Below are 14,651 nucleotides of genomic sequence, written 5' to 3'. Positions count from 1 at the left end.
GTGGTAAAAAGTACTTTTTTACTCTTTTATTATTGATTTATTTAAGTAATTACCGATTGTGACAGTTAGAGTGCGGAAGATGGGTTTTAACAGATACACGCCAAAATCAAGGTCAAGGAAATAACAGTTCCAACTGGACATTCCAACTCAAGTTAAAAGGCAAAGAAGCTCAATTACAAGGTAATTTCGAATATTTTAAAAAAGAATTAGGAATTCCCTCACCCCAAACCCACTTACCTATTGCTGTACAAGAACTTAAAATCTTCCAAGCCCCACCCCTCCCAACTTACTATGTAGATCGTCCCGAATACGCTCAAGAACTTAAAAAACGTCTACTCACAAATTCTTCAGATCCACGGACTTTGGTCGTCACTGCGATTCATGGCTTGGGTTCTATTGGTAAATCAACTCTAGCAACGGCTTTAGCACACGATCGAGAAGTGCAAGAAAAATATTGTGATGGTATCCTTTGGGCGACTTTAGGTCAAAAACCTAATCTATTATCCCTGCTTAGTGGCTGGATACAAGCATTGGGAGACCACAGCTTTAAAGCGACTAGTGTGGAAGCTGCTTCCAATCAATTACGTACGCTACTTTATGATAAAGCTGCGCTGCTAGTAGTTGATGATGCTTGGAATACTTCCGATGCACAAGCTTTTAATGTTGGTGGAACGCGTTGTCAAGTTACGATCACAACCCGCGAAGGTGCGATCGCTGATGCATTAGGGGCTAGTAAATATTCTTTGGATGTAATGAAGTCATCCGAAGCGATGGAACTGCTGACCAAAAAATTAGGACGTAAGCTCACTGACGCAGAAACTAAAAATGCGAAAAAATTAGCGAAAAGCCTTGGTTACTTACCTTTAGCATTAGAATTAGCTGCTGCTCAAGTTGCTGGTGGTACTTCTTGGACGGTTTTATTGCGTGATATGCAGCAAGAGGTGGCTCGGTTAAAATCATTAGATTGCAAGTCAGCCAGAGATGTTAATGATGAAGCAAGTTTAAAAAAACTCAGCTTGAGAGCATCGTTAAATTTGAGCGTACAACAATTATCAGATGAAACGCGATCAAATTTCATTTGGCTAGGGGTATTACCAGAAGATGTAAGCATTACTCCCAAGATGACTGCAACCCTTTGGGATATGGATGATGAGCGGGATGCAGCAGATGAGTTGGGCTACTTGCATTCCAAGTCTCTGCTATTATCCGGTGTTCCTTTGCCGGATAAAACACCAACCTACCGTTTACATGACTTATTTCATGACCTCGCGTGTAATTTATTAACTGCTCCACAAAATCCTAAGCGTAAAGGTAATTTAGCAGGTTTGGGAATAACTCTTCCTCAAGCTCACGCCACATTTTTGGAGAATTACAGAAAATTAACCAGTAACAACCTTTGGCATACCTTACCCGATGATGGTTATATCCATCAACGCTTAGTTTGGCATTTGGAAAAAGCTGAAAAGATAGAAGAGATTCACAAGTTGTTCGCTGAAGAATCAGAAAATGGTGGAAATGGTTGGTATGAAGCTTGTGATCGCTTAGGACAAACAGCAAACTTTGTCACCGGTCTTGCTCGTGCTTGGGAACTTGCAGAAGATGATAAACAGGTCAAGACGAACCGATCTCAAGTTATTGGCTTGCAATGTCGCTATGCTTTAATTACTGCGTCCCTTAATAGTTTAGCAGCTAATCTACCAGTAGAATTGCTGATTGCGTTGCTCCACAAAAAAGTATGGACTCCCGAACAAGCACTAGGTAACGCACTACAAAGCTCAAATCCAAAACAGAAAGCTCATTTGCTTACAGGGCTAGCCAATCATTTGCCGGCGACCTTAAAAAAACTAGCACTCTCCGAAGCTCTGGCTGCCGCTAGGGAGATTCAGTCTGACTATTATCGCGCCTATGCCCTAAGTTCTTTAGCGGACAAACTGCCGTCCGAATTGTTACCAGAAGCTCTGGCTGCCGCTAGGGAGATTCAGGATGACTATTATCGCGCCTATGCCCTAAGTTCTTTAGCAGAAAAAATATCACAAATGCAAAAACCTCAACTTTTCGATCTCTGGCGAGAAAATTTTCACATTTTATCTCGTCGCACTCGCCCAAACTTACTCTCTGATATAGAAGCATTAACTCCCGTTATATTTGCCTTAGGTGGTGCAGAAGCAATTAAAGATACAGCTTGTGCGATCCAATATGTGTCGCGGTGGTGGAAATAGAGCCGCTGCGCGGAAGTCATTAGCGCAAGCGTGTCCGTAGGACATAAGTAAAAAGTCAAAAGTCAAAAGTGAAGACAGACCGTGACTACGAAGGTAGTGACTTGTTCCTTGTCTCCGGCAAGGAATACATTATCGGAGGCTCCGCCTCCAGTCTAGATAGGAGGGGGAGCCTCAAGCAATATGTTATGTCATGTCCGCCAAATTACCCATAGTATGTCGTTGCGAGCGTTCGCCGTAGGCGCGTCAAAAGCGAAGCAATGACGGTTATTTAACCGGACATAATATTACTAGCCTTCTTACTGGTAACAAGAATAAGTTAATCCCTAATTTCTACGAATCGGCATAGTCATACACCTTGCTCCACCACGACCGACTACCAGATCCGAACCGGAAAACTCCATTACACGAATCCCGTTTTCCCTTAAAGCCTGATTAGCTTTAGGATTGCGGTCATAAGCAACTGCTGTATCGGCCTTAATCATGAAAACATTTACAGCATCGTCAAACTGTTCGCAAGGATCTGTCACCTCAATAATATTTTTACCGAACTGACTGCGAAGAACTGTGATAAAATCTTTCTGCAGAGATTCCGGTTCACCTCCAGACCGGAAAGTTCTATCGCTCCAGCATAAAGTATCCCCATAGGCGCTAACAGCTTCGGGATGAACCACCATATGGTTGGGACCAACTACAGAGCAAACAGTATCCAAGTGAATGAAGGCTCGTTTTGCAGGAATCATCGGTTGAAATACCCGCTCTGCACCTCTTCCAATTAACTCTTGAGCCACTTTTCTTACCGCTTGACGGCTAGTTCGTTCGCTCAAAGCAATGGCGAAATTATTTGGGGCTATGACCATGACATCTCCCCCCTCGATAAAGAATTGTTCTCCGGAATCTAAATTCCAATCGATCGCTTGAGATTTAGCGTTCTTCATAAATGGGTGGTAATTTATTACCGTGCGAATAATCGAAGGTTCGCGACGTCGAACTTCCCAATACATTCTGGATAATACCAGCGATTCTCCCAGAGCAAAACCCGGATCGCGCATGAAATATAAATTGGGAACCGGTGGAACAATTTGAGAATCTCGTTGCTTGAACATTGGGTGTCCTGCATCTTTAGCAAGTAAGTCAGCAATATTCAAACCACACATTAACTGGGAAGTTATTTGCTTGAGGTCGCTGCTGCAAATTTCATCGACCTTTTCTTTAAGCAATGGACTTAATTCAAGGTTGTGATTCCCAAACCGGTGTTTCAGACTCTGAAATTCCCGATCAAACAGAATATTTTCTACCACTTGTCGCAGTTGATCGCCTTGGAGAGATTTAATTACGTCATATAACAAAAGCGCAATATCCAAAACGATGGGACGCAAACTATTTTCCTTGATTACTCGAATGAATTCACGGTGTTGCTGCTGTGCTAGGTGCAGTGCGGGACGAGAATCAATCAAATACCAAGGGTCGTTTGGTTCAATTCGATCTATTTCATCAGATGGGGTATGTACCAAAACTGTCTGCAACTGACCATACTCACTTTGGATGTGGGGAGTACACATCTCTACCATATATTGTTCATATTCAGCTTTGATTTTTGCCCTTACTTTGTCAGGATTGGTGAGACAATTACTTTTATTAATCAAAGCCAGCGCTCTGTAAGTTTCTGTATCTCCAAAATCGAAATTTTTAGAAGAAGCTGGATCGAACAATAGGAATATGGGAATGTTTTGATCGATTTGTCTGGCAAAAGTTAGAAATTCCCGTCCACTTTTGGAACCAATTTGATAACCAGATATTATTAGATCGAAATTGCAATCATCCCAAAATTTTTGCTTTGCTTCCTCAATAGTAGTAGCAAAGGTAATAACCCAGTCCGCGTCGGGAAGTAGCTTAGGAAATCGCGACTCCCAAAACGCTGCATTATCTTCTACTACAAGTGCATGTCTGCTGAATCTGCTTGTTTGCGAAAAATTTCTACGAGTAATAATCATTCAAAGTCTCCGTGACTTGACATATTCGTATTGAAAACTTGGGATTTAGCCCAAGCAAATTTCCCAAGCAGTAGAATTATTCGTGCAAGTGAAGACCTTGAAGTATATTCCTCCCTTGGGGGAGGTTAGGAGGGGGTTAGCCTTGGGGGAGGTTAGGAGGGGGTTAGCCTTGGGAGGTTAGGAGGGGGTTAAGACTTGTGGGAGGTGAGGAGGGGGTTACTCCTATCTCTCATGGGTAGGTATTTCGTATTTGGTCATTTTTTGGACGTTTTAGGCGATGTTTAAATCCTGAAACGACCAAACCACCTTAAGCAGTTGAGAAAATTATCAACTATTTCCGCAATACCAAAAAACCTACCCTTGAAAGGTTACTCCTATCCCGGTAGAAGATTACCTAATCGAGTTAGAGGGGGAAGTGTGGGAAGAAAAGGAGAAATTTTTATAGGTAATCTGATAAACGGGAAGGGAGTAGAATCGTTTCTACAAGTCGATAACGAAATCGATCCAATACAGAATTATTTGCTTGAGAACAAAAGCGATTAATTTCTGAAGCGATTATCACAAGGTATTTATAATCATACTTGTAACGCTTAGGACAAGCATCTCAAGCACAAAACATTACGAAGTGTAAAGTTTTGTTACGGTAGTTTTTTTAATTCTATCAGTCTGCCCCATTAATTTTAAAGCGCGTAGTGTGGCGTTAGCGATGGGATTTATTTGTGGTCAGAATCCCCGTAGAAACGTAGCAATGCTAAGTCTCTACAGCTATTGTTATATGATTAATGCCGAAAATTTATTAGGTAGATATTAGGTAAATAAATTACTATGACACCATTACAGAAATTTCATAGCTTCGGAAACCACGTCATCATCGGCGTTTCCGGAACAGTCCTAAACGACGAAGATAAACGCATCCTGAGCAAATTAAAACCAGTGGGAATTATCTTCTTTGCCAAAAATTTCCGCCAAGACACCCACTACGAAGACTGGTTAGACACTTTCAAACAACTAACAGAACAAATCCGGGAATATACCGAACGCAAATCGATGTTAATGAGCATCGATCACGAAGGAGGAAGAGTAGTTCGTACACCTTCACCAATTACTCGATTTCCCTACGCCTTTTTGCAAAGTAAAGCAGCAACAAAAATCGCCAAAGCTACAGCACTCGAACTAAAATCTTTAGGTATAAACCTATCTTGGGCTCCCGTTGCAGATATCTTCTCCAATCCCAATAATCCAATAATTGGACCCCGCGCCTTTAATACTACCCCCGAAACAGCCGCAAAATCCGCTTGTAAATATTTTATTGGACTGAAAGAATCAGAAATCATCGCTTGTGCAAAACATTTTCCCGGACATGGAGATACCAGCACCGACTCTCATTTAGAGCTACCAGTGCTCGATCTAAGTTTAGAACAACTGAGAAACCGAGAACTAATTCCTTTTCAAGCTTTAATTGAAGCAGGAATTCCCACCATTATGACCGCTCATATTCTCTTTCCCCAGATAGATAAAAACCTACCTGCAACCTTATCTCAAAATATCTTACGTCAAACACTTCGAGAAGAACTCGGCTTTGAAGGAGTTGTGGTATCTGATGACCTGGATATGAAAGCAGTCTCAGATATGTATGCAAATAAAAATATTAGTGCAAATAATGCAAATATTAGTACAGTCGCCCAAACATTTAACGCAGGTTGCGACCTATTAATAATATCTGGAAATCTTCCCGCATCATCCCCAGAAAAAATTTATGGTATCGCTGAGGATTTTGTTACCTCTCTGGAAAATGGTAGCTTAAGTGAAACTGTAATTGCAGCAGCGAAAACCAGAATTGATAAATTGCTAGCGATCGCACCCCAATATTCACCCCATATTCTCGATCGCAACACACTTTTGCAACACGCCGAACTCGCAATTTCCTGTGCTTATGGGGGATAAGCGACTAGGGATTAGGGATCGGCGATTAGGAACTTCCAAGAAATAATTTACACCACCATTTGTTTCATGTAGGGACGCACATTGGTGCGCCCTGATGAGTTTTTTGGCGTTGCTGTTAAATGATTTGTTCCTTGTCTCTGGCAAGGAATACTGTATCGGAGGCTCCGCCTCCAGTGTATCTAAGAGGCAGAGCCTCAGGCAACTGGTTACCAGCCGGAGACTGGTAACAAGAACAATCGTCTATCACCAATCCCCAGTCGCTAGTCGCCAATCGCCAATCGCCTAAAAACTCAAAGTAGTTCTCAGGGTTCCAATCACAATATCATCGTTATCGCTATCGTGATCGGGAGCAGTTAACCAAATTACACCAGGAGTAATGCTGATGTTATCGTTAAGCCGATACTGATAAAACGCCTCTAGGTGAAGTGAAGTATCATTATCTTCATCTAAACCATCGATACTAGAATCAGTAACTTTTGGCTCCATACCGACAACGATACCACCTAAGTTACCTTTTTTACCCAAATCAGGGAAACCTGCTGTAACAGCCCAGTTCCAAATATCAACATCGCCGCGATCAGGGAAAGCAGCTGAAGTAGAGAGGTTGCGAGCATTTGTATAGCCAACCCAACCACCTAAAACAATATTCTTGGTCACACCGACGGATGCTTGGAGACCGTAGGAATTACTAGATACTGGTGTATCTATATCCTGGAAACCAACCCCAGGTAATTCGGCACGGAAGTTCGCTGAATTACTACCAGTAGTCAAAAACTGATTGTAAGCATTCACATAAGTCAAACCAACCTTGAAACGATCGCTTGGTTTAAAGGTAACTTGTGCGATCGCACCATAATCCCCATTGAATAAACCACCATCTTCACCAGGATCGCTGGCTGTGGTTCCGATGTATCCCAAACTTACTTCTAACTTTTCACCAAACTCGTGCTTAACTGCTAAGCCAGCACCTTCTTCTACTTGGTAATAGATAGGGTTACGAGTACCGAATGCTGAGATGGAACCACTTCCACCATCACCATCCAAAATATTTACTGTATCAACGAATTCATCAGGCTCAGCTCCAGTTGCGAAAGCATATACATCTGTGCTCTTCCCAAGAGGAAACTCGTAAAATAATGTGCCAATTTCTACATCTGCACTAGGATCGTCCTCTGTCGCAAATGATAAACCCCCTTCAAGAGTACCAATCTCAGGATTGACAGCGTTATTTGCTTCCAATCTGGTAACTAAAGAATCTTTCCCGGTAAAACTGGTAACTAAATCTAAGCGAACTCTGGCTCCAAGGGCTGCATTAGTATCTTCAACATCTTCACCATTAACTTGATCGCTTTCTAACACGCTAGTTAATCCAGCAACAACTTCCCCTTCTAGTTTGGTGGTAGTAGAAAATTGATTTGCTTCTAATTCTGCAGTTCTAGCCTCTAAAGCATCTGTACGACCGCGTAGGGTCGCCAATTCCGCAGAAAATTCTTCCTGCAGCTTTTGTAAAGTCGCTAGATCGTCCTTAGTTACTAAGTCTGATGTTGCGGTTGCAATTAATTCGTTAACTCTATCCAAACAAGCATTTAAACCAGCTGCAAACTCATAGCGGGTCAATGCTCGATTTCCACGATAGGTGCCGTTAGGATATCCGGCAATACAGCCGTAGCGTTCCACTAAAGATTGTAATGCTTGAAATGCCCAACTAGTTGTTTGTACGTCAGATAATTGAGAAACTGAGGTTACCTGCGCCATTTTCTTCTGTGGAGTTGGGGAAGCCATTGCATCCGTTTGCGCAAGAGCAGCTTTTCCACCAACTGATAACGCCCCAAAAGCCAGGGGACTAGCCAAAAGCAATTTCAAAAATATTTTTCTTTTATTCATTTTTCCTCACACTTGTTGTAATACGCACGGCTATACTTTCTTTTACATCAGCCACATCTCAAAATAAGAGCAGCTAATGAGAAGATGTTACTCCACTGGCGTTATTATCAGATATCTTGGTTATTTGTTCCACCAATTAAAAAAAGATTAATTGGGCTTTACAGGCATATTTCTGAATAATCGTGTAAATTACAACTTCTCAAGTTGCTTCGTGGAAAGGCGTGCTTGGATAATAAGAATACACCTGTTACAAGCGATTAAACGGAACAAATATCAAAAATATTGGCCCAAAAAAATAATTAACCATGACAATTGACTGCACAACCGATTTCCGATTTGCGATAATAACTGTTAATTTTTAAGTTGTTGGGGTTGATCGCAAAACTGCTAACAGCTCACTTGAAATGCTTTATATTTTTAAGACAATCCGAGAAGCGATCGCCAATTGGTGGTCGGAATTCACCCTCCAGACAAAATTATTAGCTGCCGCAACTTTAATTGTGTCATTAGTCATGAGCGGTCTAACCTTTTGGGCTGTTAATACAATCCAACAGGATGCACGGCTCAATGATACTCGTTTCGGTCGCGATTTGGCATTATTACTAGCAGCCAATGTCGAACCTTTTATTGCCGATACTAATCTTACAGAGGTAGCAAAATTTTCTCAGCGTTTCTACAGTAGTACTTCTAGTATTCGCTACATGCTCTATGCTGATGAAGCCGGAAAAATTTATTTTGGTATTCCATTTTGGGAACCAGAGGTAGAAAATTCCCTTACCATCCAGCGCAGCATCCAGCTACCTGAAGATTATGCATCCAATACGCGCAAGCCTTTAGTACGCCAACATCAGTCACCGGATGGAGAAGTTACTGATGTATTTATTCCTCTGCGCGCCGATGGTAAATATTTGGGTGTTTTAGCAGTTGGGATCAATCCCAATCCTACAGCAGTTATTTCTACTAATTTTACTCGGGATGTCACCATTGCCGTATTTATTACTATTTGGGTAATGGTAATTTTAGCGGGGGTAATGAATGCTCTAACTATTACTAAGCCGATTAAGGAATTACTTGTAGGTGTAAGGCAAATTGCAGCAGGATATTTTAAACAACGTATCGATCTACCCCATGGGGGCGAACTGGGGGAATTAATTTCCAGTTTTAATGAAATGGCTGAGCGTTTGGAAAGTTATGAAGAGCAAAACATTGAAGAACTTACCGCCGAAAAAGCTAAATTAGAAACTTTAGTTTCAACTATTGCAGATGGTGCAGTATTAATTGATAATGATATGCAGGTGGTTTTGGTCAATCCCACAGCAAAACATATTTTTAACTGGGATGACATTGAAGTTATTGGCAATAATGTTTTGCATCACCTTCCGACAGCGCTACAAACCCAAATTACCCGCCATCTTTACCAAATGGCTGCAGGAGAATGTGAGAGTGCTGAATTTCGCATCCTCCTCAACGAACCGAGCAAACGTACTATTCGCATTCTTCTCACCACGGTTCTCAACCAACCACGGGAAAGTATTAAAGGTATAGCCATTACCGTGCAAGATATTACCCGTGAGGTGGAACTCAACGAAGCGAAAAGTCAATTTATTAGTAACGTATCCCACGAATTGCGGACTCCTTTATTTAACATTAAATCTTTCATCGAAACCTTGCATGAATATGGTGAAGAATTAGGAGCCCAACAACGTCAAGAATTTCTGGAAACTGTCAACCACGAAACCGATCGACTCACCCGCTTAGTTAATGATGTATTGGATTTATCGAAACTAGAATCCGGTCGTACCTATAGTTTAGATGCTGTTGAATTGGGACAAGCGATCGAGCAAACCTTGCGGACTTATCAACTTAACGCCAAAGATAAAGGAATAGAAATTATTCAGGATGTCGCTGCACATCTACCACTAGTTAAAGGTCACTATGATTTATTACTGCAAGTGCTAGCCAATTTGGTAGGTAATTCCTTGAAGTTCACTCAAACAGGTGGTAAGGTTGTTCTCCGTGCTTATCCAGTAACATCAAGTTCTAATCCTCAAACCGCCCCATTGCAAGTTCGGATTGAAATTTCTGATACTGGTATTGGTATTGCACTAGAAGACCAACAAGCCATTTTTGACCGATTCTTCCGGGTAGAAAATCGCGTTCACACCCTTGAAGGTACTGGTTTGGGTCTATCAATTGTGAGAAATATCATTGAAAAGCACCACAGTAAAATGAATTTAGTTAGTGAAGTCGGTGTAGGGACGACGTTTTGGTTCGATCTAGAAGTTTATGGGTGAATTTTAAAGGTAACTGTTAATTAGCCTCTATTTACCAACTAAAATCAAGAGCAAAATTATCATACAATCCCGCAAAACGACGCTAAATAAAAGTAAGGAACGAGAATTTAATAACCTGTAATTCTGAAATTTGGAATGGTGCGTTACGTGATGCTAACAACACCCTAACTTTTGTACTTTATTTCATTCACATTCCTTAAGTAAAGTAGACCTAAAAAATCAAAAACTAAGTGTGAGATTATTACACTCCTGACTCCTACTCCTTACTTCTGACTCCTGACTCCTGACTCCTGACTCCTACTCCTGACTCCTGACTCCTGACTCCTACTCCTTACTCCTGACTCCTGACTCCTACTCCTTACTCCTGACTTCTGACTTCTGACTTCTGACTCCTGACTTCTGACTCCTGACTCCTGACTCCTGACTCCTGACTCCTGACTCCTATCTCTCATATTCTGCGATAAAATCTTTAAATAAATATTTGAACATTAATTCCAAATATCAGTGTACTTAGCGACTGAATTACAAAATACTGAAAATTTATGATGTGAAGTATTGCTCAGAGCTAAAAACAAAGGAGAAGCCAGCCAAAATAAAAATATTCGTGCATTAGTCCACACTTAAGCTCTAATTTACAAGGTTTGCACGTCATTTATAAGATCATCCAAACAAATAAGTCTTGTTGGATGTGACAATGGTAACTCTTTGTGTGCTGAAGTGACTCAATTATTTTTTTGAGTTTTTTTGGAATTATCGTTCAATAATTTTACAGATCGGTTATCTAGTGAATACACAGGAAATATTTTATGAATTTAACAGAAGAGCTACAAAACTATCGCAACCAATTTTTAACCAAAGTTTCTGAAGAAGTCCAAGCCACGATGAGTCAAGCAACTCAAAACTTAGCAAGTTCGGGAATCTCAGATGGTAGTTTAAAAGTTGGAGACAAAGTTCCTGATTTTTCCCTACCTAACGCAACGGGTAAGAGAGTTAATTTACAAAAACAACTTCAATTAGGTCCAGTCGTAATCTCTTTCTACCGAGGTCAATGGTGTCCCTATTGCAACTTAGAACTACGGGCTTTCCAGAAACGTTTACCAGAGATTCAGGCTTTAGGGGCTTCTCTCATCGCAATTTCACCCCAAACTCCCGATAATTCTCTATCTACTGTTGAAAAAAATGAGTTAACCTTTGAAGTTTTAAGCGATGTAGGAAATCACATCGCTAGACAATTTGGTTTAATATTTACTCTTCCAGAAGATTTACGCCCAATTTACGAAACATTTGGAATCGATCTTCCCGCACACAATGGCGATAAAACCTTTGAATTACCTATCCCAGCTACTTACGTTATTGCGTCTGATGGTACAATAGTACTCTCTTTTGTTAATGCTGATTATACTCAGCGCTTGGAACCACAAGAGGTCATCAACACTCTGCAAAAAGTGAATAAATAATGAATTAAAAATAAATAGATTATCCTAAATCTCTCAGCTAACTTTCACTTACTCATCACCATTTCCTTAGAGTCATAAGCAATACTATTAATTAAGAAAATATAAAGAAATAGTTTTCTGCTTATGACTATAATTTTTATTGCTCAATAATTTATAACTGTTATGTCCAGCCAAAATTAAACTTGGATCTTTTCCAGTCTGTAATTTCCAGGAATCAGATTTTTCCAGGAATCAGGTTGTTTTTCCAGGAATTAATTTTTTCAGATATTTGAACTAAACGTAATTTTAATTCATTAAAAGTAATACTATTTTCGTAATACTTAATTTAATTTGCGATTAATACTCTAGAATATTTAAAGAAATATTTAGGAATTTTTTTGTGTATTAACCACATTTCTCAGTTAGACTTTAATAAGTACTTAGACAAAGCTAAATATATATTTGTTGCGATTGAACTAGCGTTAGTGCTTATAAAGAGTGCATGGGGCTTAGGATAAAGCGGTTATTCCTACCATGTGGAGTAAAATATAACCCATCTATACTCTCTGCTTGTAACATCACAGAGACTGCGTAAAAGCCTGACAGTATGACACTTTATAGTAGTAATAAGTTCATATTAATAGTTAGTAATCACGCTAGCATTTGTAACGAAATAAATATTTTTGTCCCCCTACTTAAATACCCAAACTCAATACTATAATGAGTGGAAAGCACAATTCTTTGAACTGTAAAGTGGTGAGATTATTTCAAAGCTGGATAATCACTAGTTTTGTTTGATTGTATCTGATTTACTCAGTAATTAAAGACACACGTAGTTGTTTACTCATTCAGAGAAACCTGTGGCGAACATTTGTCCTAGACAACTACTAAAAAAACAACACAATAAAACTTAGAATAACCATTGCAACCATCAGAAAGGCTTGTTATACTGTTGTTCTATTACGAACTATTATTTCGGCATCTAATTCAATGTGTTGCCTATAGTTAGATGTCTGCAAAATATTAACAGTGTTATATACTTGTATTGTATTGACATCTGCCGCCTAGTTCAATTAGCAAATAAAATTCAGGAGTAATAAAATGAACCGCATTTTAAGTAAAATTTCGTATAAAAAAGATATTGATTTAGAAACAAAGTTTCAATTAGTAAAAGAGATTCTCAAGCGACCAACTGAAGGTAGGAAATTAAGCGGTGTTGACTTGAGCGGAGCCGAACTTAGTGGTGCAGATCTTAGTAGTGCGGACCTTGGTGGTGCTGACTTGAGCGGTGCGAACCTAAGGGGTGCAAACTTAATCCACGCGAACCTTTGGGGCGTGAACTTCAACGGCGTCAGAATTGATTTTGCAACAAAAATCGATAGTAAATGGCGTCTAGTATGGCAAATCGTCAATACTAAAGCTTATGGAAGAGGTCTAGATGGTGAAAACCTGATAGAAGCTAATCTTGCTGGCGCTTATCTTTACTGCGCCGATCTGAGAGGAGCGTTCCTCAATGGTGCAAATCTTGCAAAAACCAATCTCCAAGAAGCAAAGCTTAGAGGCGCAACTCTTACAGATGTCAACCTCAACAATGCGGATCTTAGGTATGCCGATTTGAGGAATACAAACCTAAGTCGGGTAGATTTTAAGGGAGCAGATCTCAGAGGTGCGGACTTAACCGGAGCTAATATGACAGGGGTAAGCCTTGATTGTGCGTCTGTTGAAAATGCAAGATTTGGTAACAATCAAGGAATGTCTCAAGAAATGAGATATGACTTAATTGCTCACAAAGCAATATTTGTGATGCAAGGTAACGACGGAGAAGATATTTTCCATCGTTCTACTCCCTTGGAGGTAAAGTCTGAAGTTCCTGTTGCTGTTGGCTAAAAGGTCTTCTGTACCGAGATAAAAAATGTGTACTGTTTAAGGCGGTATGATTAATCTTTAAACCCAAAATTGCGAGACAAAAAACTCCAAAGTCTCTCGATTTTGGGTTATTTAGAGGCAATATGGAAGAAGTAAGGAGTAATAAGTAATAAGTAATAAGTAATAAGTAATAAGTAATTAATAAGTTAATAGTTATAAGCAATAGATAACAGTTAATGATTATTAATACTCACAGATAATAAATTTATTTTAAAGTTGCTAAACTTCTTAATGTCGCACTGCGTAATTAGATTCGGATATTACATGAGCCTAAATTTCTTGTTATGGACGAAAGAGGCTAATGCTAACGCCGCAGGCTCAGTCAGGTTCCAGAACATGCTTATTTGTTTCAAAAATTCTTAACCGAACTGTATTGACTCATAACCGTTAATTCACCCCTCACTCATTACTGTGCGCTATCGCGCCCCGCTATAGCTGCGCTACCTACGGATCCGCTAACATTACTCATTACTCATTACTCCCCGATCACATCGATAATTTGCTGTGAAAGATTAAGGGGTCGAAGGGGTTTAGTAAAAATTGCTGCGACATCCAATCCTGCAAAACTTTCTTCTACAGAATATTTAGACTTAGCAGTCATCATAATTACGGGAATATTTTCGGTCTTGGGGTTAGATTTTAACTTTTGTAGCGTTGCTTTACCATCCATATCTGGCATCATTAGATCTAATAAAATGACCTCAGGTTGTTGACTTTCAGCTACATCAATAGCTTCTATTCCAGAGGTTGCATTAATAACATTCCAACCTCCATTCATTTCCAAGCCTAACTGAATTAGCGCCCGGACATCTTCTTCATCATCAACTACTAAAATAGATTTTGTCATGGTGATTAGGGATTTACGATTGGGGATTAGGGATTGGGGACTAGGGATTGGGGACTAGGGATTAGGGACTGATAACTGTTAACTGATAACTGATAACTGTTAACTGATAA

The 14,651-nt window shown here is 40.0% G+C and carries 10 protein-coding genes; 6 read left to right on the top strand and 4 right to left on the bottom strand.

What is annotated here, in order from left to right; translation table 11 throughout:
• The first annotated feature begins 212 nt into the window (after positions 1-212).
• Positions 213-2,219, top strand: a complete 2,007-nt coding sequence (locus tag BC008_RS27795) for an NB-ARC domain-containing protein (protein WP_321170095.1) — start codon at positions 213-215, stop codon at positions 2,217-2,219.
• A 323-nt stretch (positions 2,220-2,542) separates the two neighbouring features.
• On the opposite strand, the gene BC008_RS27790 is transcribed toward BC008_RS27795, so the two are convergent.
• Positions 2,543-4,210, bottom strand: a complete 1,668-nt coding sequence (locus BC008_RS27790) for an arginine deiminase family protein (protein ID WP_027846522.1) — start codon at positions 4,208-4,210, stop codon at positions 2,543-2,545.
• 315 nt (positions 4,211-4,525) lie between these two features.
• On the opposite strand from BC008_RS27790, the gene BC008_RS48685 reads away from it, so the two are divergent.
• Complete coding sequence (locus tag BC008_RS48685) at positions 4,526-4,753, top strand: hypothetical protein (protein WP_161938070.1); 228 nt, start codon at positions 4,526-4,528, stop codon at positions 4,751-4,753.
• Positions 4,754-5,035: 282 nt separating this feature from the next.
• The gene (gene nagZ, locus BC008_RS27785) at positions 5,036-6,154 is read left to right on the top strand and encodes a beta-N-acetylhexosaminidase (RefSeq protein ID WP_027846315.1); all 1,119 of its coding nucleotides are present in this window, start codon (positions 5,036-5,038) and stop codon (positions 6,152-6,154) included.
• Between the two features lie 282 nt (positions 6,155-6,436).
• Here the strand turns inward: nagZ and BC008_RS27780 are convergent, their stop codons facing one another.
• Positions 6,437-8,038, bottom strand: coding sequence for an iron uptake porin (locus tag BC008_RS27780; protein ID WP_027846316.1), 1,602 nt, complete (start codon positions 8,036-8,038; stop codon positions 6,437-6,439).
• A gap of 404 nt (positions 8,039-8,442) precedes the next feature.
• Between BC008_RS27780 and nblS the strand changes: the two genes are divergently transcribed.
• Positions 8,443-10,332 (top strand): two-component system sensor histidine kinase NblS, encoded by a 1,890-nt coding sequence (gene nblS, locus BC008_RS27775; protein ID WP_027846317.1) that lies wholly within the window; start codon positions 8,443-8,445, stop codon positions 10,330-10,332.
• Between the two features lie 263 nt (positions 10,333-10,595).
• On the opposite strand, the gene BC008_RS46790 is transcribed toward nblS, so the two are convergent.
• A complete protein-coding gene (locus BC008_RS46790; RefSeq protein WP_072207688.1) occupies positions 10,596-10,784 on the bottom strand; it encodes a hypothetical protein in 189 nt (62 codons plus the stop codon).
• 354 nt (positions 10,785-11,138) lie between these two features.
• Here BC008_RS46790 and BC008_RS27770 point away from each other — a divergent pair, with 354 nt between their 5' ends.
• Both BC008_RS27770 and BC008_RS27765 read left to right on the top strand, forming a co-directional pair.
• Positions 11,139-11,789 (top strand): peroxiredoxin-like family protein, encoded by a 651-nt coding sequence (locus BC008_RS27770; protein WP_027844948.1) that lies wholly within the window; start codon positions 11,139-11,141, stop codon positions 11,787-11,789.
• 1,080 nt (positions 11,790-12,869) lie between these two features.
• Complete coding sequence (locus tag BC008_RS27765; protein ID WP_058183217.1) at positions 12,870-13,655, top strand: pentapeptide repeat-containing protein; 786 nt, start codon at positions 12,870-12,872, stop codon at positions 13,653-13,655.
• A 514-nt stretch (positions 13,656-14,169) separates the two neighbouring features.
• On the opposite strand, the gene BC008_RS27760 is transcribed toward BC008_RS27765, so the two are convergent.
• On the bottom strand, positions 14,170-14,541 hold the full coding sequence (locus BC008_RS27760) for a response regulator (protein ID WP_027844949.1): 372 nt from the start codon (positions 14,539-14,541) through the stop codon (positions 14,170-14,172).
• Positions 14,542-14,651 lie beyond the last annotated feature (110 nt).

It is taken from the genome of Mastigocoleus testarum BC008, from assembly GCF_001456025.1.
In the GTDB taxonomy this organism is placed as follows: domain Bacteria; phylum Cyanobacteriota; class Cyanobacteriia; order Cyanobacteriales; family Nostocaceae; genus Mastigocoleus; species Mastigocoleus testarum.
This window is presented reverse-complemented; position numbering and strand designations above follow the sequence as displayed.